At 60.1% G+C, this 20,911-nt stretch carries 25 protein-coding genes; 16 read left to right on the forward strand and 9 right to left on the reverse strand.

The features are described from left to right. The first annotated feature begins 7 nt into the window (after positions 1–7). The 12 genes from ACG10_RS12685 (at position 8) to ACG10_RS12735 (ending at position 7,210) form a co-directional block, all read left to right on the forward strand. Entirely contained in the window at positions 8–1,003 is a 996-nt protein-coding gene (locus ACG10_RS12685) for a LexA family transcriptional regulator (RefSeq protein ID WP_269768823.1), read from the forward strand. Positions 1,004–1,270: 267 nt separating this feature from the next. Beyond that, entirely contained in the window at positions 1,271–2,008 is a 738-nt protein-coding gene (locus ACG10_RS12690) for a DUF4145 domain-containing protein (protein ID WP_089168494.1), read from the forward strand. 78 nt (positions 2,009–2,086) lie between these two features. Further along, the gene (locus ACG10_RS12695; protein ID WP_089168495.1) at positions 2,087–3,745 is read left to right on the forward strand and encodes an RNA-directed DNA polymerase; all 1,659 of its coding nucleotides are present in this window, start codon (positions 2,087–2,089) and stop codon (positions 3,743–3,745) included. A gap of 290 nt (positions 3,746–4,035) precedes the next feature. Beyond that, positions 4,036–4,218, forward strand: a complete 183-nt coding sequence (locus tag ACG10_RS12700) for a hypothetical protein (protein WP_089168496.1) — start codon at positions 4,036–4,038, stop codon at positions 4,216–4,218. Next, on the forward strand, positions 4,218–4,817 hold the full coding sequence (locus ACG10_RS12705; RefSeq protein ID WP_089168497.1) for a hypothetical protein: 600 nt from the start codon (positions 4,218–4,220) through the stop codon (positions 4,815–4,817). The genes ACG10_RS12700 and ACG10_RS12705 overlap by 1 nt, the downstream gene beginning before the upstream one ends. Before the next feature lie 10 nt (positions 4,818–4,827). Continuing rightward, positions 4,828–5,118: a phage antirepressor KilAC domain-containing protein gene (locus ACG10_RS12710; RefSeq protein WP_089168498.1), complete on the forward strand. Its 291-nt coding sequence runs from the start codon at positions 4,828–4,830 to the stop codon at positions 5,116–5,118. Then, positions 5,108–5,263, forward strand: a complete 156-nt coding sequence (locus tag ACG10_RS24135) for a hypothetical protein (RefSeq protein ID WP_165494357.1) — start codon at positions 5,108–5,110, stop codon at positions 5,261–5,263. Before ACG10_RS12710 ends, ACG10_RS24135 begins: the two co-directional genes overlap by 11 nt. Continuing rightward, the gene (locus tag ACG10_RS12715; RefSeq protein ID WP_089168499.1) at positions 5,260–5,598 is read left to right on the forward strand and encodes a pyocin activator PrtN family protein; all 339 of its coding nucleotides are present in this window, start codon (positions 5,260–5,262) and stop codon (positions 5,596–5,598) included. The genes ACG10_RS24135 and ACG10_RS12715 overlap by 4 nt, the downstream gene beginning before the upstream one ends. 45 nt (positions 5,599–5,643) lie before the next feature. Next, on the forward strand, positions 5,644–6,135 hold the full coding sequence (locus ACG10_RS12720) for a hypothetical protein (protein WP_089168500.1): 492 nt from the start codon (positions 5,644–5,646) through the stop codon (positions 6,133–6,135). After that, positions 6,132–6,572, forward strand: coding sequence for a hypothetical protein (locus ACG10_RS12725; RefSeq protein WP_232487105.1), 441 nt, complete (start codon positions 6,132–6,134; stop codon positions 6,570–6,572). The genes ACG10_RS12720 and ACG10_RS12725 overlap by 4 nt, the downstream gene beginning before the upstream one ends. Further along, positions 6,565–6,912 carry a hypothetical protein gene (locus ACG10_RS12730; protein WP_089168501.1) on the forward strand — a complete coding sequence of 116 codons (348 nt, stop codon included), beginning with the start codon at positions 6,565–6,567 and terminating at the stop codon, positions 6,910–6,912. Before ACG10_RS12725 ends, ACG10_RS12730 begins: the two co-directional genes overlap by 8 nt. Before the next feature lie 31 nt (positions 6,913–6,943). Next, complete coding sequence (locus ACG10_RS12735) at positions 6,944–7,210, forward strand: pyocin activator PrtN family protein (RefSeq protein WP_089168502.1); 267 nt, start codon at positions 6,944–6,946, stop codon at positions 7,208–7,210. Here the strand turns inward: ACG10_RS12735 and ACG10_RS12740 are convergent. Further along, a complete protein-coding gene (locus ACG10_RS12740; protein WP_198318940.1) occupies positions 7,190–8,344 on the reverse strand; it encodes a site-specific integrase in 1,155 nt (384 codons plus the stop codon). The genes ACG10_RS12735 and ACG10_RS12740 overlap by 21 nt on opposite strands. 190 nt (positions 8,345–8,534) lie before the next feature. Here ACG10_RS12740 and dusA point away from each other — a divergent pair, with 190 nt between their 5' ends. Next, complete coding sequence (gene dusA / locus ACG10_RS12745) at positions 8,535–9,473, forward strand: tRNA dihydrouridine(20/20a) synthase DusA (RefSeq protein ID WP_232487273.1); 939 nt, start codon at positions 8,535–8,537, stop codon at positions 9,471–9,473. A gap of 142 nt (positions 9,474–9,615) precedes the next feature. Continuing rightward, positions 9,616–10,542 carry a transaldolase gene (gene tal / locus ACG10_RS12750; protein ID WP_089168504.1) on the forward strand — a complete coding sequence of 309 codons (927 nt, stop codon included), beginning with the start codon at positions 9,616–9,618 and terminating at the stop codon, positions 10,540–10,542. 55 nt (positions 10,543–10,597) lie between these two features. On the opposite strand, the gene rssC is transcribed toward tal, so the two are convergent. The 3 genes from rssC to ACG10_RS12765 form a co-directional block, all read right to left on the reverse strand. Beyond that, positions 10,598–11,080, reverse strand: coding sequence for an anti-sigma factor antagonist RssC (rssC, locus tag ACG10_RS12755; RefSeq protein WP_089168505.1), 483 nt, complete (start codon positions 11,078–11,080; stop codon positions 10,598–10,600). Then, positions 11,077–12,261, reverse strand: a complete 1,185-nt coding sequence (rssB, locus tag ACG10_RS12760) for a two-component system response regulator RssB (protein WP_089168506.1) — start codon at positions 12,259–12,261, stop codon at positions 11,077–11,079. The genes rssC and rssB overlap by 4 nt, the downstream gene beginning before the upstream one ends. 282 nt (positions 12,262–12,543) lie before the next feature. Next, positions 12,544–13,248 (reverse strand): MlaA family lipoprotein, encoded by a 705-nt coding sequence (locus tag ACG10_RS12765; protein WP_089168507.1) that lies wholly within the window; start codon positions 13,246–13,248, stop codon positions 12,544–12,546. A 462-nt stretch (positions 13,249–13,710) separates the two neighbouring features. Between ACG10_RS12765 and ACG10_RS12770 the strand changes: the two genes are divergently transcribed. Next, on the forward strand, positions 13,711–13,974 hold the full coding sequence (locus tag ACG10_RS12770; RefSeq protein ID WP_089168508.1) for a DUF4404 family protein: 264 nt from the start codon (positions 13,711–13,713) through the stop codon (positions 13,972–13,974). Positions 13,975–14,140: 166 nt separating this feature from the next. After that, complete coding sequence (locus ACG10_RS12775; RefSeq protein ID WP_089168509.1) at positions 14,141–15,535, forward strand: adenylate/guanylate cyclase domain-containing protein; 1,395 nt, start codon at positions 14,141–14,143, stop codon at positions 15,533–15,535. A 264-nt stretch (positions 15,536–15,799) separates the two neighbouring features. Here ACG10_RS12775 and ACG10_RS12780 read toward each other — a convergent pair whose 3' ends face one another. From ACG10_RS12780 to recQ, 5 genes are all read right to left on the reverse strand, one after another. Then, entirely contained in the window at positions 15,800–16,855 is a 1,056-nt protein-coding gene (locus ACG10_RS12780) for a glycosyltransferase family 4 protein (protein ID WP_089168510.1), read from the reverse strand. Then, positions 16,852–17,673, reverse strand: a complete 822-nt coding sequence (locus ACG10_RS12785; protein WP_089168511.1) for a UDP-2,3-diacylglucosamine diphosphatase — start codon at positions 17,671–17,673, stop codon at positions 16,852–16,854. The genes ACG10_RS12780 and ACG10_RS12785 overlap by 4 nt, the downstream gene beginning before the upstream one ends. Positions 17,674–17,779: 106 nt before the next feature. Beyond that, positions 17,780–18,064 carry a SelT/SelW/SelH family protein gene (locus tag ACG10_RS12790; RefSeq protein WP_089168512.1) on the reverse strand — a complete coding sequence of 95 codons (285 nt, stop codon included), beginning with the start codon at positions 18,062–18,064 and terminating at the stop codon, positions 17,780–17,782. 96 nt (positions 18,065–18,160) lie between these two features. Continuing rightward, positions 18,161–18,607: a MarR family transcriptional regulator gene (locus ACG10_RS12795; protein WP_089168513.1), complete on the reverse strand. Its 447-nt coding sequence runs from the start codon at positions 18,605–18,607 to the stop codon at positions 18,161–18,163. Positions 18,608–18,734: 127 nt separating this feature from the next. Then, positions 18,735–20,858: a DNA helicase RecQ gene (recQ, locus tag ACG10_RS12800; RefSeq protein WP_089168514.1), complete on the reverse strand. Its 2,124-nt coding sequence runs from the start codon at positions 20,856–20,858 to the stop codon at positions 18,735–18,737. Positions 20,859–20,911: the final 53 nt, after the last annotated feature.

Raw genomic sequence — 20,911 nt, forward strand, 5'->3', positions numbered from 1 at the left:
GGTGTTTATGAATATTTCAGGAAAACGCCTTCGCGAGCTCCTCGACGAACGAGGCATCGCTTACCGGGACTTCGCTACAGCGATGGGCGTCGAGCCCCAGCACGTCAACAACTGGTTCAATCGGGGCATTCCCAAGGCCCGAATCTTCAAGGTCGCCGACTTTCTCCAAGTCAATGCACGGTGGCTGGCCGATGGGGAGGGAGATAGCGCCCCCGATGAGCCACAACCTTCAGCAACCGTTGATGGCAACGCCAAACGGTTCGAGGAAGCCCTATCCCTTGCGGGCATCACGGGGGCCGAGCTGGCTCGCCGCCTTGGCTTGGAAAACGAGCAGAACATCACGAACTGGAAATCCAGAGGGGTTCCCGCAGCCAAGGTCTCGGCGGTTGCCACTGCGCTGAACGTTTCCAGAGACTGGCTGGAGTCCGGCCAAGGTGAGCCACGACCAGCCACAGGTGCACCAGGCAATAGCGCGAGCAGCAAGGACCAAGGAATCATGCCGTGCCATCTGGAGCCGCTGCACCCATGGGATAACAGCACGCCCCTCGATGACGATGAGGTAGAAATCCCCTTGTACAAGGAAGTCGAACTTGCGGCCGGCAGCGGCCGCACAGCCGTACGGGAAGTAGAAGGCCGCAAGCTCAGGTTCTCCCATGCCACCATGCGCGCAGCCGGCGTGTGTCCATCCCAGGCCGTGTGCGCCACCGTCTCAGGTAACAGCATGGAGCCCCTGATCATGAACGGCGCCACAATCGGCCTAGACCGTGGCACCACTCACGTCATTGACGGCGAGATCTACGCCCTGGAGCACGACGGCATGCTGCGGGTGAAGTTCCTCTATCGCCTGCCCGGCGGCGGTATCCGCCTGCGCAGCTTCAATCGGGAGGAGCACAAGGACGAGGACTACAGTCTCCAGCAGCAGCAGGACCAGAACATCCGAATCCTAGGCCGGGTGTTTTGGTGGTCGACCATCCGCCCGTTGAAGTCGGCGCCGCTGATTTGATACAGCGCTTCACCTAGGAGGCACTCTTCATAACGTCATCACGGGGTATATCACTGATGACCGCATACAAACCAAAAATTACGCATGTGTCTTAGTGTTCATAGTTAATCAGGATACCGAAACCTGAGTAACTAAAGGGGAGAAGATATGGCATTCACACTGTTACGCCCTAACTCATAACAAAAAAAAACTTGCCAAATGGGTTCATTAGATCGAACAGCATCTGCAGTGATGCACAAAATTCTCAAAGTATCCTGAGGAGCTCACATGACGGACATAGTTAAAGCTCATTGCCCAAGGTGTAGCGACGAAAGAAGATGCGAAGTCCATGGCTCATTAGAAAGCCCTTGGGACTGGACCGATGGCACGCATAACGTATATGGTCAAACCGATCATAAATTACTTCGATGCTGCGGATGCGAACTAGTTTTCTATCACATAGAGAGCTGGAACTCTGAAGATTGGGATGAGCGCTTCAGTTCAGAAACAGGACAAAGGGAGATATACTTTCCGTGTACTATTAAAACATATCCCTCATCAGAAAATCAAAGCGAAAAACCCGATTGGATATGGAGCATTAATAAAGTTGATCCACAACTCTATGCGATTCTAGATGAAATGTATCTAGCATATAAAATGGACTTGCTTATTCTTGCATCAATCGGACTTAGGACAGCACTTGATCGCTCAACAGAAATCCTTAAGCTTGACCCAGGCGAGTTTTTAGCATTGAGACTAAGAAAACTCAAAGAACAAGGGTTTATCGGTAAAGCAGAGGCTGAAACGTTAGAAGTTGTAACCGAAGCCGGTAACGCTGCGGCTCATCGTGCATGGGCGCCCAGCCGCGATGAATTTAAATCACTGCTTTTGGCTTTAGAGCACTTTATTCAGCGAAATATCGTAAGCGAAAAGGTAGCTCTTAAGATTTCCATGAACATCCCACCTAAGCCCTCTCGCTCAAAGCAACCCAAACAAATCAATAATAAAGGGGCGGAAAGCGAATAAAAATTCCAGCACTAAATCTTGCAGCAATTGACATTCCGAAGCCCCCCTTAAAAACTTGAAATCCAAGCTGGAGAACGCATGGATGCCATAGAGTTTAGGAAGATTGAGCGAGCTATTAAGCTTGCAATCTCACACATCATAAGAAAAGGCTGCGACGATATCTTCAAGCCTCCTATTTTTTCCTCATCAATTGAACATCAAATCATCACTACAAATATTGAAGAGTTCGAAAAAAAAGCTTTCAAAGACACTCTTAATTTCATCAAGCAGGCCGAACTTACTCAATATAGGATTGGTGGAATCCACAACAGCCTAGTTGTCAAAGACAACAATTCATTCCGCCAAGTAGCCTGGATAGACCCTTTTGACTCTGTCAAGTATCTTGCGGTTTGTATTTTACTATACGAAAAGATAGAACCCGCAAGGATATCGAAAGAAAAAAAATATATTCACTCTCATAGATTATCTGAGTCAGATGGCGAGTTATTCGACCCAAGCTTTGGGTATGATAGTTTTAGGGCTAGATCTAGTGAGCTTTCAAGAGAGCACATCGGAAAATGGAAAATAGCTACAGATATTTCCAATTTTTTTGATCGCATTGGCAATCACTCTCTTGAAAATCACTTACTGGATATAGGATGTAACAAAAAATATGTCACTCTGCTTCGAGAAATGCTTTTGTTTTGGGCGGGAGACAGAAGAAGCTTCGGAGTTCCTGTAGGATCTGACGCAAGCAGAGTCATATCTGAAGCCATACTTATTGATATAGATAAAAAACTACTTGACCACAATATTGTCTTTGTTCGATATGTAGATGACTATCGAATTTTTTCTAAGACGAGAGCCGAAGCCTATAGTGCAATACAACTATTAACCACCCTTCTTGCAGATGAAGGCTTGTCAATTAATAGCAAGAAGACTCATATTTTCCAAATAAGCGAGCACGAAGATCAACACCCTGAGAACAAGCCACTTCAGGGACTTGAGCACGAACCAATCAATATCGAAGAAAAAATTGAAGTCAGATCAACAAGAAGAGCAAGCGGTCGCTCTAGCTTTTCCAAATATTATCGAGAGCCAGGAAAAGAAGCATTAGAAAAAATACAAAAACTCTCAAAGAAAGATGTTTTAAGCTCGCTTCAAACATCTCCCCCCTCCCAAGAAGAGGACCAAATAAAGCTAGTAGTTAAATACTTTATTTATGCAGAGCAAGACATATCCATCCTAAATACCCTCATTGACCACAAAATTACCTCTATATTTTACATCTGCGATGCTCTCATTAAAGAAAGAAAAAGATTTTCAAAAGAGCTTCAGGCCGACATAAGCAAATCAATACTTAATCATATTGACTGGAAACACTGTGCCTACCCATACCAACTTCCAATACTGAGACTGACATCAACAGATGGCTTTACAGATTACTCATTAGCACGTCACATTGTAGACAATCATAAATACACTGATAATGCTATTTTTTTTCGAGAGGCTATTTCCCTCTCATATGCATGCCTTGACAGAGCTCGAATGCGAAAACTTAGCCTAGAGGTTTACCCTGTCGTGCCACGGTTTGTGCAAAGAGCTATTTACTATGCTGCTAGCAATCACCCCAATCTTTCTAAAGATGAAAAGCGCCCTTTACTAAAAAATATGAAACAAAGCGCAGATGATTGGTTTATAGATCTAATAGAAGAAAAATTTTGCACCGAAAAAGAAACAGATACAGCTGAGGCATAAATATAATGTGCATAAAAAATTATTAAGGCTTGCCCCTCCTAACCAACTTCTACGGGAAATCTTTACTTCCCAAATATTAGTTTGAGTCGAAAGAACGCGCATATTTATTAGCCTCCGGCTCGGATACAGTTTATACAGCAATGTTTTTCACCTGACCCAGGCCTCAGGCCTCAGGCCTCGCTCTGGCGTTTTTCGTGCATTCAAGCAGAAAAATAAACATAACACGTTGACCGCTCCATAAACTGTATGTTTAATTGCCTCGTCTCTCCACCACAGAGCCGAGGCCCACCATGCACACCACCGCCACCCTGCACGTCCACCCGACGTGCGCCTCCAACCGCCGGCTGATCGAGCAGCTCCAGGCCGACACCAAACGCCTTGTAGTCATTCACGGCGGCAAGCCCAAGCTGGTCAGCCGCACCAAGGCTACTGCGCCCTCCTCCGACTATCCCTCCGGCGGAGACGCGGCCTGATGAACACCTTCACCCTCAGCGACCAGACCCTGACCCTGCTCGCCGCCCAGCTCAACCTGAACGGCAGCTTCAACCACACCTGCCGCTCGGCCTTTTCCCGGCACAGCATCATGTTCCGCCTGAAGGTCGAGCGCGGCCCTTCCAGCACCGAGGCCACCGTCGAACTGGGCGGCCAGCGTCACAGCCTCACCCTGCCCCACGGCGAGCCGCACCCGGCGCACCTGCTGGCCGACTTCGTCGAGGCCATCGCCAACGGCCGCCTGGACTCCGCCGAGCCGGCCCCGGCCCGCGTGGTCGCCGTCCTCCCGCCGGAGGACGAGCCGCTGCTCGACAGCGACCAGGAACGGCAACTGCGTCACGTCGTGCAGCGCGGCGGCTTCCTCGAACTGCATCTGGGCCACGCCCACCCGATCCGCGTCGCCATCCACCGCAACCGGCCCCGGCCGGGCGTCACCGGCATCCTGGCCATCGGCGAGTCGCGCCCGCGCACCATCCTGCTCGCCAACTACGAGGGCAGCGAGAGCAAGGTCTATGCGCGGATCGTCGAGGCCGTCGAGCACCTGTCCCTCGCCGCCACGCCGGCGGCCATCGCCGCCTGAGAGGTCCGCGATGGCCCACACACTCGCCAACGCCGCCGCGCGCCTCGGCATCAGCCGCCCGCAGCTGATCAAGCGGATGCGCGCCGCCGGCCTGCTCGACGCCGACAACCTGCCGGCCCACCCGGAACGCGACCGCCTGCACCTGAAGGTCCACGAGGGCCACTGGTATCACCCGACGCTGGGCATGCAGTACAGCCGCTCCACGCGGGTGACGCGGGCCGGCCTGCACTGGCTGGCCGCACAACTGGATATCGACTTGCCGCCGCCTCCGCTCGAGCAGGAAGGCCGCGATGTCGCCTAGGCAATACGCCGCGCAGATCCTCGCCCTGCGCACCAAGGAAGAACGCCAGCAGGCGCTCGCCGAGGTGCCGGAGGAACTGCGCGAGCTGGTGAAAGATCACGTCGAGTCAGCCTGGAACCTCCGGGCAAGGAAGAAGAAGCCGTGAGCAAACCCAACGACCACCTCCAGCCGCCCCTGCGCCTGACCCTCGCCCCGCCGCCGGATGCCATCGAGCGGCTGTTCCGGGTCTTCGGCGACGAGCTGATACCCCTCGAACAGCTGCGCGCGCGGTACTTCCGCAACATGAACGCGGAGACGTTCAAGGCCGCCATCGGCACCGAGCGCATCCCGCTGCCGCTCACCACCGTGGTGACCAGCAACAAACGCCAGCAGTACGTCCACCTCCGCCACCTGGCCGCCTACATCGAGGAGCGCGCCTGGCTGGCCGACGAAGAACTCGCCCGCCGGCTGTCGCCACCGGACGGCGGCGAACAGGAATAACCCACGCCAGCCACCACCTGGCCTCGCCACACCCTGAAGCACACCATGGACATGACCACCGCCGCCCTGATCGGCATCACCCTCGGCACCGGCATCGCCACTGCCGGCTGCTACCTGACCGGCCACGCCGCCGGCATCCGCCTCGGCCTGCAACGCGCCCACCGCGACGGCCACGACGCCGCCCGCGAGCAACTCGCCGCCGAGCTGCTCGAATCCGGCCAGCGCCTGACCAGCGCCGAACGTATCCTCGCCGCCACCCGGGCCGAACTGCGCCAAGTGCAGAACGAACGCGCCCGCGAACGCCGCCAGACAGCCGAAGCCCTGGAGGAAGCCACCCTGCGCCTCGACGAAGCGCAGGGCCTGAACGCCGAGCACGCCGCCCTGCTGCGCCAAGCCTCCACCAACCTGGAACTGGCCGCCGCCACCTGGGACGCCATGACCGCCACCCGCAAGGCCCGCGACGCCCGTACCGTCGCCCACCAGTTGCGTGAACTGGCTGCGGCCCTCGGGCCGGAACGGCGGGAGGTGGCGGCATGAAAGACAGCATCCAGCCCTATGCCTGGCTCGGCGCGGCGGGCGTCTATCGCTCGAAACTCAACGGTGCGGCCAACGGCGAACAGTCGCTGACGCCTCTTTACACCAGCCCCTTCCCCGAGGCTGCCAGCCTTGCGGCCCGCGACGTGCTCACCGAGCGCCGCCGTCAGATCGAACAGGAACAGTGGTGCCCCGAGCACGACGACAAGTACACCCATGGACAACTCGCCAGCGCCGCCGCCAGCTACGCCACCTCGGCCTACTGGCACGCCATCGGCCACGACACCTACGAGCCGCCGCCACGCTGGCCATGGAGCGAGTCCAACTGGAAACCCACCACCGCCCGCCGCGATCTGGTGAAGGCCGGGGCGCTGATTCTGGCGGAGATAGAAAGGCTGGACCGGATGGAAAGCGGGAAGCGGGAGGCTGGCCATGCTTAACCTCAACACCATCCGCGAGCAGGACAAACTCCGTCAGCAGCTCGCCCTGGCCACAGCCGACTATCTCGCCGCCGGCGGCACCATCACCCGTCCGGACGGCATCACCGCCGGACTGACCCCGGCCCACTGGCGCGATAACCCGCAGAACGGAATCCCCGGCACCCGCAAACGCCCGCTCGCCGTGCAGGAGCTGAACTTGGCCGACCGCATCCGCGCCTGCGTCTCCCTCGGCATGACCGAACGCCAGATCCGCGCCAAGACCAGCGTCAACACCGCCACCTTGCGCAAGATCGCCAAGCGGCACCGGATCGCCCTGCCAAAAGGCAGGGAGGCGGCATGAGGCGGGACGAAAACAAGGGAGGGAAGCGCCGGTGAATACCGCATTCCTGCTGATGGCCCAGTACAACGGCCAGGCGATCATTCCTCTCGAACGGGTCTGCCGCGACTATTTCAACCTGACCGCCGATCAATTCCAGCGCAAGGCGCTGGCCGGTCAGATCAGCCTGCCGATCGTGCGCATGGAGGGAGGGCAGAAAGCTGCGAAAGGGGTCCACCTGACCGACCTGGCGCAGTACATCGACGCCAGGCGCGCCGACGCCGTTCGTGAGTGCGAAACGCTAAACCGCCGCCGCGCCTGACCGCTTGCGCCGATCAACCCACTCCCCGAAGGTCACCGGCATGGCGATGACCTTCGGCAACCACTCCCAGCCAGCATACTTGTCGCCCTGCTCGTGCAGGTGCGTGTATCGCCTCAGAGACGTCCAGTTACGGTGCCCGCTCACACTCGCGGCTCTCGGAATATCCCAGCCCATCTCGAACAGCCGGCTGACGCCTTCGTGGCGAAGATCATGGAAGTGCAGATCCTCGACACCACAGATCTTGCACGCCCGGCTCCACGCCCCCTGAATGGCATCTGCCGTGTACGGGAAAATCTCAGGGTAGGTGCGTGGCATGCTCTGCACGATTGCCCAAGCTTCGTCCGGCAGCGAGCACCACACGTCGTTTCCCCACTTGTCGCCAGGGTTCTTCATGTCGCGCACCAGCACCCGCTGCCGTGCTTCGTCCAAGTCATCCCAGCGAATCCTGGTGATCTCTTCCTGACGCCGCGTCGAGAACAGCGCGAATACCACCACCTTGGTCATGGCCAGACTGGTGGGGCGCGACGCCTGCACTGCCACGAACTGCTGCAACAAGGAGCCCAGCTCGTCGATGGTCGGGCGGCGATCGCGTTCGCGCGACTTGGTGTTGTAGCCAAGCTTCTTGATCACCCGCCGCGCATCGGCCATCGCACCCGCGTCAACCTCATAGCCCCAGGCCGGCCGCGCGATGGTCAGCACAGCGCCTATGTGCGACAAGTCGTTTCCAGCGGTCTGCGGCTTCACACTGCCGCCCTCCGGACTCATGCGCCACAGCGCATAGTCGACCAGGGCCTGACTTGTGAGCTCGCACTCGAGCAGACCTCCCAGGTGGCTAGCAGCCACGGCACGCAAAGTAGCCTCCTTGGTCTTGCCGAGCGGATTTTTAGGGTCGCGCTCACCGATATAGCGGTCGATCATCTCCGCCAGAGTGACCCTGCCACCGCGCTGCTCGCGCTCCAATGCGCCAGGCTCGCTCAGCTCGGTCTCCCGTCGCTTCGCCCAAGCCTCGGCCGCCTTCCGGCGACTGAAGCTCGCGCTCTCCTGATAGACTTGGACGCCATCGCGCTTGATCCTGATCTGCGCGGTGTACATCACGGAGCCGTCCTTGTTCTTCCGGGTACGGATGGTGGCCATGGTGGAAAACCCTTCGAGGTCGGTGGTAAATCTGATTTACCGGGTGGTAAATTTTACCACCGACCTTTTAGAAACACCCGAAAACACCAGAAAATCCACATAAATGCACACTGCCGAAAGCCCGACGAAAACCAGCCAGAACCCAGCAACCACGCGCCCTGAGCCTTCCCGCCGCTTCTGCGTGGCGCCGATGATGGACTGGACAGATCGGCATTGCCGCTTCTTTCTCCGGCAGTTGTCGCAACATGCCCTCCTTTATACCGAGATGGTCACCAGTGGCGCACTGCTGCATGGCGATGCCCGGCGCTTCCTGCACCATGATCAGATGGAGCATCCTCTGGCACTGCAGTTGGGCGGCAGCGTGCCTGCCGAACTGGCTGCCTGCGCGAAACTGGCCGAGCAAGCCGGCTACGACGAAGTCAACCTGAATGTCGGCTGTCCGAGCGACCGCGTGCAGAACAACCTGATCGGCGCCTGCCTGATGGGTCACCCAACGCTGGTGGCCGATTGCGTGAAGGCAATGCGCGATACCGTGGCCATTCCGGTCACGGTCAAGCACCGCATCGGCATCGACGGCCGGGACTCCTACGCCGAGCTCTGCGACTTCGTCGGCCAGGTGCGTGAAGCGGGCTGCCGGAGCTTCATCGTGCATGCCCGCATCGCTATCCTCGCCGGGCTGTCGCCCAAGGAGAACCGCGAGATTCCGCCATTGCGCTATGAGGTGGCTGCACAGCTCAAGCGGGATTTTCCCGATCTGGAGATCATTCTCAACGGGGGGATCAAGACCCTCGAGGAGTGTCGGCAGCAACTACAGACCTTCGACGGCGTGATGCTCGGGCGCGAGGCCTACCACAATCCTTATCTGCTCGCCCAAGTCGACCGGCAATTGTTCGACAGTCCTCTCCCCCCGATCAGTCGGCGCGAGGCGCTGGAGCGCCTGCGCCCCTATATCCAGCGCCACCTGGTCGAAGGCGGCGCCCTGCACCACATCACGCGCCACGTGCTGGGCCTGGGACAGGGCTTTCCTGGAGCGCGCCGCTTTCGCCAGTTGCTGTCGGTGGACATTCACAATGCCAGCGATCCGCTGGAGCTGTTCGAGCAGGCGGCAGCCCTGCTCGAAGGGCGCTGAAGGCAGTTGCAGGGAACGTTGCGCCGCAACAGGCATCGAAGCGCTAGCCGTTCCACGACCCTCCCGCACAGGCCAGCGACTTGCCCATTGAGAGCGGTCCGGTGCTCGGGTAAGGTCAGGCAATCGCAAAAGGACAGAGCCCATGACATCCAAGCTGGAGCAACTCAAGCAATACACTACGGTGGTCGCCGACACCGGCGACCTGGACGCCATCGCCCGCCTGAAGCCGGTCGATGCCACCACCAACCCCTCCCTGCTGCTCAAGGCCGCTGCCCTGCCCCGCTACGCCGGGCTGCTGGAACAGGCGGTGGCAGGCTGTACTGGCGACCTCGGACTGGCCTGCGACCGCTTCGCTGTCGCCGTGGGCCAGGAGATTCTCAAGGTAATTCCCGGGCGCATCTCCACCGAAGTGGACGCGCGCCTGTCCTTCGACAGCCAGGCCACCATAGACCGGGCCGAACGGCTGATCGAACTCTACGGGCAGGCCGGTATCGCTCACCAACGCGTGCTGATCAAGATCGCCGCTACCTGGGAGGGTATCCGCGCAGCCGAACGACTGGAGCAGGCCGGCATCCAGACCAACCTGACCCTGCTGTTCTCCTTTGCCCAGGCCGCCGCCTGCGCCGATGCCGGGGTATTTCTGATTTCTCCCTTCGTCGGCCGCATCTACGACTGGTACAAGAAGGCGGAGGGACGTGACTTTGCCGGAGCGGAGGATCCTGGCGTGCAGTCGGTCACGCGCATCTACAACTATTACAAGGCCAACGGCTACGGAACCGTGGTGATGGGCGCGAGCTTCCGCAACCTGGGGCAGATCGAACAGCTGGCCGGCTGCGACCGCCTGACCATCAGTCCCGAACTGCTGCAACAACTGGCCGAGGAGGAAGGCCCAGTGGAGCGCAGGCTGGCTCCCGGTACCAGCGGGGAAGCCCGCCAGGTGCTGGATGAACAGGCCTTCCGCTGGGCACTCAACGAAGATGCGATGGGCACCGAGAAGCTGGCCGAAGGCATCCGCCTGTTTGCCCGTGATCAGCTCAAGCTGGAGGCACTGCTGGGCGGAAAGGTCTGACACGCGAGGCGGGCGGCGCTACCGGGTCGCCGCCCCGCCAGCCGAAGATCAGGGGTTATTGGCGCTCGAGAGCACTGACCAGATCATGGAAGGCTTCTCGATTGGACTCGTTGAGTCCCATCAGGATGCGGTGTGCCTCCAGCACCTTGGCCTTGACCACTTCCTCCGACTGATCCTGGGAAGGCAGCTCGGAAAGGCACTCCGGACAGGGAATCGGTCGGTCGACAATGTTGAATACCTGATCGAAGCCCATCGACTGCAGCAGACGGGTAATGTCCGGATGGGTCGTCACCACCGTCGGCAGCATGCCGACCTTCTGTCGGGAGAGGATCGAGAGCTTGGCCAGCAGCCCCAGCGTGGTGCTATCGATGCTCTGCGTCTCGGTCAGGTCGATGACAATGGCGGAGAAATTGAGGGCAGCGAAGATCCGCTCAATGGTGTCATCCAAGGCCGAACACAGGGTCAGCCGGATTTCTCCGATGAACTTGAGGACGAAGGTGCCGCTTTGCTCGGCGAACTGGATTTTCCCGGTACTCATGCAAGGTTCCTGTTCAACACCAGCAAGGCGATATCATCTGGCATTTCGCCCAGCTGGGCCAATCCCAATACCTGACGCAATCCATCCAGGCTGCCACCTGCGGCTCTCACACGCTCCGGCAGGACGGCTTCCTTTTCTTTGAGCGTCTCACCCGGCAAAAGATCCAGAACTCCGTCTGACACCAACGTCAGACTGAAGGATGCCGGCAGCTGCAGTTCATAGTTCTCATAGCTGGCATCCTGAAACAAACCGACCGGCAGTCCGCGCCCCTTCAGGTAGGTGGCCTCGCCATTGCTGTAAAAGACGGGCAACGGCAGGTGTCCTCCCACGCAATAGGTCAGCCGGTCAGCGCCCAGATCGATCAGTCCGCCGAGCATGGTCACATGCTTGCCCAGCTTGCAGTTGATCAGGCCGCGGTTGATGTGAGCGAGCACATCGGATGGCTTGAAGTCGGGGAAAGCGCCATTACGCCGGAATTCATAAAGCAGGCGTGTGGTCATGAACTTGAGCAGTACGGTGACGAAGGCGGAAGAGGCACCATGACCGGAGACATCGGCCAGATAAAAGCCTAGACGGCGCTCATCGATCCGAAAGTAGTCGACGAAATCGCCCGAAAGGTACAGCGACGGGATGATCTTGTGGGCAAAGCACAATCCATCCACTTCCCAGGGCGTTTCCGGCAACATGTTCAGCTGTACCTGACGCCCGGCATTCTGATCCTCCTGCAGGAGGCTCAAGCTAGCCTGAAGCTCCCGATTGGCGACCTCCAGCTTTTCCCGATAGCGGCGGTTTTCCAGACGAAGACGCGCCCGGTCGAGCGCCCGGCGCACCGAGTGCTCAAGTACGGCAAGGTCTTCCAGCGGCTTGATCAGATAGTCGGCAGCCCCAAGGCGCAAGGCCTCGACCACATCGTTCATGACGCCCGCACCGGACATGACGATGACCGGGGTCTCGCTCTGCTGCTCGCCCATCCGTCGAATCAACTCCAAGCCATCGATCTGCGGCATGCGCAGATCGCAGATGACCAGGTCGGGCTCCTCTGCCTCGAAGACTTCGAGCCCCTGCAGGGCGTTGCCGGCCTGCAGGACCTGGAAACCGCTGTCCTCCAGGTAGGCCGCAAGACTGGCACGGACGACTTTGTCGTCATCGATTATCAGCAGCTTGGCACTGGAATTGTGCATGGGGTATCCGGGCTGACTGCGCCAGGGATCGGGTTCGCGCACACCTCCGTCCCTTGCCAAAGCGCTAGTAGTGAGTTCGCTTCACGGCGCAGACGGTACTCCCATCCGCTTGGCGATTCAAGCATGCACTGGTAACCATATTTGCCATTACCGCAGAAATGACAAGCCACCATAAAAAGCACGACTTGCCACGTTCAACTTGACGAGTTTGGGGGAAACTGCAAAAGCAAAAATGCCAGTCAGGAAAGACTGGCATCGGATTGGCGCCTCAAGACAAAGGGCTTAGAAATCGTCCTCCACCTTGCCATCCTGCACCTTGAACTCGCGGTTCTGCAGGTAGGCGTTGCGGATGAACACATATTTGTCGCCGGTGATGAGCTTCTCCGCCGACAGCAAACTGGCGCGGGTGTCTACGACATTGAGACCGAACATGATGTTACGGGTCCGGATATCGTCATCCATGTACGGGTAGGGTTTGGTGTAGGAGTCCACAAGCAGTCCACCGGCATCGCGCACTGTACTTGGCCCGAAGAACGGCAGAACCACATAGGGACCACTCTGCACGCCCCAGGCCCCCAAAGTCTGCCCGAAGTCTTCGTCGTTACGGTCAAGCCCCATCTTGGTCGCTACGTCGAAAAACCCCAGTACCCCCATGGTGCTGTTGAGCAGCAGCCTGCTGCTATCGACACCTGCATCATGAAACTTGGCCTGCAACAGATCATTGGCCAGGTTGCCGACATCACCGATGTTGCGATAGGCGTTGTGCACGCCATCCTCGAAAAACTGGGGGGTAATAGCTTGATACCCCTTGGCCACCGGTTTCAGAAAATAGGTGTCCAAGGTGTCATTGAAACGGAATATCGCCCGGTTGACACCCTCCCAAGGGTCCTCTTCGGCAACCGCTGTCATCAGGGGTAGCAGGGCCAGTCCGGCACACACTAGTGAACGGCCCAAACGTTTGGTCCGGTCGGCGGCAATCACACGCATTGCAGGTACCTCCTCCGCGAAAAATTATTCAATAGTGGCCGAGTATATAGTCTGCTATGCATTCAGGCAGCAGCAGAACCGCAGTTGCAGATAAAACCAAAGTCATAGTCGGTCACAGGCTCTTGCATTCAGGCTGGCACCAGAGCCTCGCCGGTCATCTATATGTCACACATCGCCACTATCTTGGCTGCGCTGAAGCCAGCCCCGCGTTTTCGGGCTTTCTGGCGGCCGGTAGGACATCGGCTCAACACAAGGCCTTTCCGGCCGTGTGGCATCTCGGCCAGGATGAGGGGGGAAGCGGTGCATCTATCCGAGAAGCGAGGCTCTGGCGCTCCAGCGGATCAGTTCCCTGCCGGCAAAGACAGGAAAAATCCGAAACCCTGCCCCCCTTTGATCAAGATCAAGCAGGCACTTCCTGCCTGATCTATTCTTTACAAGGAAATTTCATAAGGGGGATTTGTCATGCCCGAAAATCTGCAGCGACATTTACAAGAACTGCGTGATCAACTGGCACAAAATCCGCCGATGAGCGCCGATGAGCGCGCCAGGCTAGCCTCTCTGATCCAGGACCTCGAACTGCAACTGGCCCGAGATGCAGGCGGTGTACCAGACGACAACCTGGTGGACGGCATCAACCTGGCCGTGGAACGCTTCGAGGTCGAGCATCCGACGCTCGCCGCAACCCTGCGCAACATCCTACAAAGTCTGGCCAGCATGGGCATCTGACCCACGCACCGACAACCAAAAACGCCTCATCACATGTGCCTGCTCGTGCCCGAAAGTCTCATGCCTATCTTTCAGCGCATGATTGTAACCATTGCAGCTAAAGCATAAGCTCCTGCGCCATAACAAGCATAAGCTCCAGCAGTAGCAGCAAGGAAGGCTCCTCCCCATGAAAGACGTAAGTAGTAGCTGTCAAGACGGACTTCCCGCTTCTTCGTACTCACTGCGCCAATACTACTCGCGCATGCTGGCCTATATCTCCGCCGCTGCGAGCGTCGCCGCTGGCACCTATGCGCACTATTTCAGCTACGACATTCTCTGGCTGGTGCCCTACGCCCTGCTCTATCCCCCCTTAGCCTATCACCTCAGCCAGAGCTATCGCCTCGACTATCCGCAACAGACCGGCCAGGTCCTGCTGTTTATCGATGCAATGCATGTCGGGTTGGCGGCAGTGCTCCTGGGTTTCTCGATCGTGCCCAGCCTGATGCTTCTGCTGACCCTCAGCTTCAGTGCCCTCATGACAGGCGGCACACGCAATCTGGCACTTGCCGTGCTGGTGGCCCTGAGCACAACGCTACTGGCCAACATGCTGCTCGCACCTACCTATAGGGGCTCCGCACCCGATCTGGTTTCCCTGGTGAGCGTTGCCTTCACCATGTTGTACGTCTGCATCACCGCCTGCTTCGTCCACCGGCAAAGCCAGAGGCTGATCCAGATGCGTGGTGAAATCAAGCGGGAACAGGAAAAGTCTGCCCAACTGGCCAGCAGCCTGGCCAAGTATCTGTCGCCCCAGGTATGGGAATCGATCTTCACCGGCAGGAAGAGCGTGCGCCTGGAAACCCAGCGCAAGAAGCTCACCGTGTTCTTCTCCGACATCAAGGGCTTTACAGAACTATCCGAGGAGCTCGAGGCCGAGGCGCTGACCGACCTGCTCAACAACTACCTGAACGAAATGTCGAAAATCGCCCTGAAGTATGGTGGGACCATCGACAAATTCGTCGGTGACTCGATAATGGTTTTTTTCGGTGACCCTACCACCGAGGGCGCCAAAAATGACGCGGTCGCGGCAGTGTCCATGGCCATCGCCATGCGCAAGCACATGAAGGTGCTGCGCCAGCAATGGCGCGCCCAAGGCATTACCAAGCCGCTGGAAATCCGCATGGGCATCAACACCGGCTATTGCACGGTCGGCAACTTCGGCGCCGACACACGGATGGACTACACCATCATCGGCCGCGAGGTAAATCTCGCCAGCCGCCTGGAAAGCGCGTCGGATACCGGGGAGATCCTCATCTCCCATGAGACCTATTCCCTGGTGAAGGACGTGATCATGTGCCGCGACAAGGGTCAGATCACGGTCAAGGGCTTCAGCCGACCGGTGCAGATCTATCAGATCGTCGACTTCCGTCGCGACCTCGGTGCCGTTTCCAGCTTTATCGAACACGAAATGCCGGGCTTCTCGATGTATCTGGATACCAACGACATCCAGAACTTCGACAAGGAACGGGTCATCCTGGCGCTGCGCCAGGCGGCGGAAAAGCTCAGAGACAAGGTGACCGTCTAGTCAAGAACGACGTACCTCGCAGACCAGCGGACCTCCGCTGCCAGAAAGGCCAGGGATGGCCTGCAGACCGGATGGAGCGAATCCGGCGCGAAACTCAACAAGCCACCTCAATCCCTCCCAAGCCCTGTCGAAGTATCGGGATAGCCATTTGCCTCTACCCGTGGAGCGGCCCTGCCCGAGGCTCTCCCAAGAACGAGCCGGAATCCTCGCCATGGCGTGATGGGGAACGCACACTAGGCGGAGCAGGCGGTGCTCGCAACAAAGCTAATCGACCAGGGCATCCACCCGGAATTCCGTGTGCGCCTGTGCTTGGCTACATGGTTCGCCAGTCAGCAGCACCTGATGAGCCAGGAACTCGAGTGCCGAAGCACGCCAGGACTGCCGGCCCGCCAGCTCGGCACAATGCGCGCGATCCAGCGCCAGTGCGGCCAGACAGGCCTTGCCGAGATCCTCGTCGAGCATGCCGCTCACACCCGCCTCCACCACGTCCAGCGGCCCCGGCACCGGAAATGCCGCCACAGGAGTGCCACAAGCCAGTGCCTCCAGCATCACCAGGCCATAGGTGTCGGTACGTGAGGGAAATACCAGCACGCCGGCCTCGGCGTAGGCCGCAGCCAGTTCCCGGCCATGGCGATAGCCGAGAAAGTGGACCTCGGGATAACGCGCTTGCAGTTCTGCGCGCTGCGGCCCGTCGCCGACCACCCGTTTTTCGCCCGGCAAGTCGAGCGCCAGAAAAGCCTCCAGGTTCTTCTCCGGAGCAATGCGCCCGACATAGAGAAACACCGGCCGCTCCGCTACGAGCCGCTCCGGCTGCGGAAAGAACAGGCGAGTGTCCACGCCCTTGCCCCAGATGACCAGACGCGGCAGACGCCAATGCCTGAACTCCTCGCGCAGACGGGCGGTGCTCACCAGTACCGCGCGGCTCGGCCGGTGGAAGGCGCGCAACAGGGCATAACCCCAGCTCAGCGGCAGCCATGGCCATCGGGTATGGACGTACTCCGGGAAGCGGGTGTGGATGGCCGTGGAGAACGCCATCCCGCGCTTCACCAGCCAGTGCCGGGCGGCCCAACCGAGGGGGCCCTCGGTGGCCAGGTGCACGCAATCCGGCCGAAACGCGCGGATTGCCGGCCCTACCCGCCAGAGATCCCAGACCAGCGGAATTTCCGGATAGGTCGGACAGGGCCGGGAGCGGAATTCGCCGGGCGACAGCAAGCGCACCTCATGGCCCAGCTCGCGCAACTCGCCGATCAGGGACTGCAGGCTGGTGACCACGCCGTTGACCTGTGGCAGCCAGGCGTCGCTGACGATCAGGACCCTCATGCGGCTGTCTCGACGACATTCGCCAGCTCGGCACCCTGCCGCACCAGGAGCGCCTGCTTCTCGGCCAGGCGATAGAGCTCGATGCTGCCATCCCAGTGCTCGATCAGCGCCGTGCAGGACTCCACCCAGTCGCCGCAGTTGAGGTACTCCACCTCGCCCAGGCGGCGGATCTCCGCATGATGGATGTGCCCGCAGACCACGCCATTGAAGCCGCGGCGCTGGCATTCATGGGCGATGGCCTCCTCGAAATCGCCGATGAAGTTCACCGCCGTCTTCACCTTGTACTTGAGAAAGGCCGACAGCGACCAGTAGCCGTAGCCCCAGCGCTCGCGCCAGTGGTTGAGCCAGCGGTTGAGGACCAGGGTGACGCCATAGGCGGAGTCGCCGAGGAAGGCGAGCCACCTGTGGCAGCGGGTGACCACGTCGAACTGGTCGCCATGGACCACCAGCAGCCGCCGGCCATCGGCCGTGACGTGCTCGGCCTCGTCGACCAGATGGATGTTGCCCAGTATCAATGCCGAATAGCGACGCAGGAACTCGTCGTGGTTGCCGGTGACATAGATCACCGTGGTGCCGCGCTTGCTCATGGTCAGCAGGCGGCGGATGACATTGGTATGTGCCTGCGGCCAGTAGATGCCGCTGCGCAATCGCCAGCCGTCGATGATGTCGCCGACCAGATAGAGGGTATCGGTGCGATAGCGCTTGAGAAAGCTCGCCAGATGCTCGGCCTTGCAGTCCCGCGTACCAAGGTGCACATCGGAAATCCAGAGCGTACGGACGGATTGCTTGTCGGTCGGCTGAAAGTGGGCGCTGCTCATCGGCAATCTCCGGCGGGGTTTAACCGATCTTCCGCACCGGGGATGAAGACGCTGTGACGGCGCCGGGTCGATTCAGTGACAGCGCGCCCTGACGCAACCGCAAAACTCAGGGGCGGTCGTTGTGGCCGAGATCGCGGCCCGGAGCGATCAGGTCACGCACGCGCTGCTTGAGCACCTTGGCTTCGGGAAAGCCGCCATCGGCCTTGCGCTCCCAGATCTGCACACCGTCGCAGGTGATGCGGAACACCCCGCCGCGGCCCGGCTCCAGGCTGACCCGGGCGAGATCCTCACCGAAGGTGCTGAGCAGCTCCTGGGCCAGCCAGGCGGCACGCAGCAGCCATTGGCACTGGGTGCAGTAGGTGATGAGAATTTCCGGCCTGGCCGCAGTCATGGCGCCTCCGGGAAACTGTGACGGGCTAGTTACCATGATAGCGCTGCAGACCGGGCATGAGCCCCGCCGGCCTGCGACGGAGCCTGGCACGGCGCTTCAGCGCTTCTCCAGGTTGGCGAGGATCCGCGCATGTACCTGCTGGCAGAGACGCAGCTCCTCCGGATCGATCCCGGCGAAGAGTTCCTGGCGCAACTGGGAGGAAATCGCCTCGATCTGCTCGATCAGCGGCACCGCCACCGGGTTCAGCACGATCCGCTTGGCCCGCCGGTCCTCCACCACCGCCTGGCGGCTGACCAGTCCCTGCGCCTCCAAGGTATCCAGCAGCCGGGCCAGGGTCGGCCCCTCGACCGCCACGCTCTCGGCCAGCTCGCGCTGCGTCGGCCACTTCCCGACACGGGCCTCGAAGCGGGCCAGATGTAGCAGCACCAGCCAGCGCGCCTGCGACAGGCCCATTCCGGACAGCCGGCGGTCCAGCTCGGCACGCCAGGCACGCGACAACTGGGCAAGTTGCATCGCAAAGCGATGCTGATTCAAGTAGGACATGGGAAAAAGCTCGCACTAGTACTTGGACTAATTATTAGTTAGCTAACCGTAACCGCAAGCTGAACAATACGCCACGCGACTTTTCGTCAGAAGATGTAAATAAAGCAGCTCGGATGCAAGCCGTCGGTCACGGATCGAGTTCGGCCTGCAAGGCTGCACGCACGCAGTGCAGCACCCCCTGCGGTACCCGCCCAGCGAACTGCTCGGCCAGCGCCGCGACCGGAGGCAGCTCGCCATCGCCGTCGAGGAAGGCATCGTGGATTTCGCCCAGCAGTTCCTCGGGCAGGTCCAGCGCCTGCTCGAGGATGAGCTGACGGCGACCGATGGCCTCTGCCAGCAGGCTATAGACGTTCTTTTCGGTACAGTCCAGCTGGCAGGCGATCTGCGCCGGCGTCATGCCGGCGCGGGCCAGGCTGACCAGCTCGTGGCGCAGGTCGGTCACCGGCTTCGGCGCCTCGCCAGCCTTGTTGAGCACTTCGAGGAAGGCCTCGCCATAGCGCTCCAGCTTGCGCGCGCCGACGCCGCTGACCCGCGCCATCTCGGACAGCGAGCGCGGCTGGCTGCGCAGCATTTCCAGCAAGGTGGCGTCGGGGAAGATCACATAGGGCGGCACCGCGTGCTCCTCCGCCAGCTTGCGGCGCAGCGCACGCAGCGCCTCCCATTGCTCGCGCTCGTCGTGGCGGACCAGCTGGCTGGCGGCGCTGGCCGCAGGCTTCGGCGCCTGTGGCTTGAGATCGCGGCGCAGCTCCAAGCTCATCTCGCCGCGCAGCAGCGCCCGGCAGCTCTGGTTCAGGCGCAGGCCGCCATAGCCATCCAGATCCACATCGGCCAGGCCGCGGGCGACCAGCTGGCGGAACAGCGTGCGCCACTCCCCTTCGCCGTGCGCCTTGCCGACGCCGAACACCGACAGGTGCTGATGGCCCAGGCTGCGCACCTTGTCGTTGTCGCGGCCGAGCAGGATGTCCACCAGATGACCGACGCCATAGCGCTGGCCGCTGCGGTAGATGGTCGACAGCGCCTGGCGGGCGGCTTCGGTGGCATCCCAGGTCTGCACGCCGTCGACGCAGTTGTCGCAGTGGCCGCAGGGCTTTGCCAGCTCCTCGTCGAAATAGGCCAGCAGCGCCTGGCGGCGGCAGCGGGTTTCCTCGCACAGCGCCAGCATGGCGTCGAGCTTGTGCTGCTCGACGCGCTTGTGCCGCTCGTCGCCCTCGGAACTGCTGAGCATCTGCTTGAGAAAGATGACGTCCTGAAGGCCGTAGGCCATCCAGGCGTCCGCCGGCAGGCCGTCGCGCCCGGCCCGGCCGGTTTCCTGATAGTAGGCCTCTAGCGATTTGGGCAGGTCGAGGTGGGCGACGAAGCGCACGTTGGGCTTGTCGATGCCCATGCCGAAGGCGATGGTCGCCACCATGATCAGCCCCTCCTCGTTGAGGAAGCGTTTCTGGTGGAGGGCGCGCAGTTCGTTGGACAGTCCGGCGTGGTACGGCAGCGCCGGAAAACCCTGCTCGGAGAGGAAGGCCGCGGTTTCCTCGACCTTCTTGCGCGACATGCAATAGACGATTCCGGCGTCGCCGCGACGCTCGGCAAGAAAGCCCAGCAGCTGCTTGCGCGGCTGATCCTTGGCGACGATGCGGTAGAAGATGTTCGGCCGGTCGAAGCTGGAGAGAAAGCGCTCGGCGCTTTCCAGATGCAGGCGCTGGACGATTTCCTCGCGGGTGCGCTTGTCCGCCGTGGCGGTCAGGGCGATGCGCGGCACTTGCGGGAACAGCTCGGCGAGCTGGCCCAGCTGCAGGTATTCGGGGCGAAAGTCGTGCCCCCACTGGGACACGCAATGCGCCTCGTCGATGGCGAACAGACCGATCGGCAGGCGCTGCAGGAAGGCCAGCATGCGCGGCTGCACCAGGCGCTCCGGGGCCAGATAGAGCAGCTTGATCTCGCCCAGACGGATCCGCTCGGCGATCTCGCGCTGCTCGTCGGCACCCAGCGTGGAGTTCAGCGCCACCGCCGGCACCCCCAGCTCGTCGAGGGTGGCGACCTGGTCCTCCATCAGTGCGATCAGCGGCGAAACCACCACTGCCAGCCCGTCGCGCAGCAGGGCCGGAACCTGATAGCAGAGCGACTTGCCGCCGCCGGTCGGCATCAGCACCAGGGCGTCGCCGCCGCGGGCGACGCGCTCGATGATTGCCGCCTGGTTGCCACGGAACGCGTCGTAACCAAAGACGTCCTTGAGAATGCGCTGAGCCTGTTCGAGCATGGACACTCCAAGCGGAACAACGAGACCGGGCGGCCTGTCGGATTGAATCGGCT

Source organism: Azotobacter chroococcum (assembly GCF_002220155.1).
GTDB lineage: Bacteria > Pseudomonadota > Gammaproteobacteria > Pseudomonadales > Pseudomonadaceae > Azotobacter > Azotobacter chroococcum.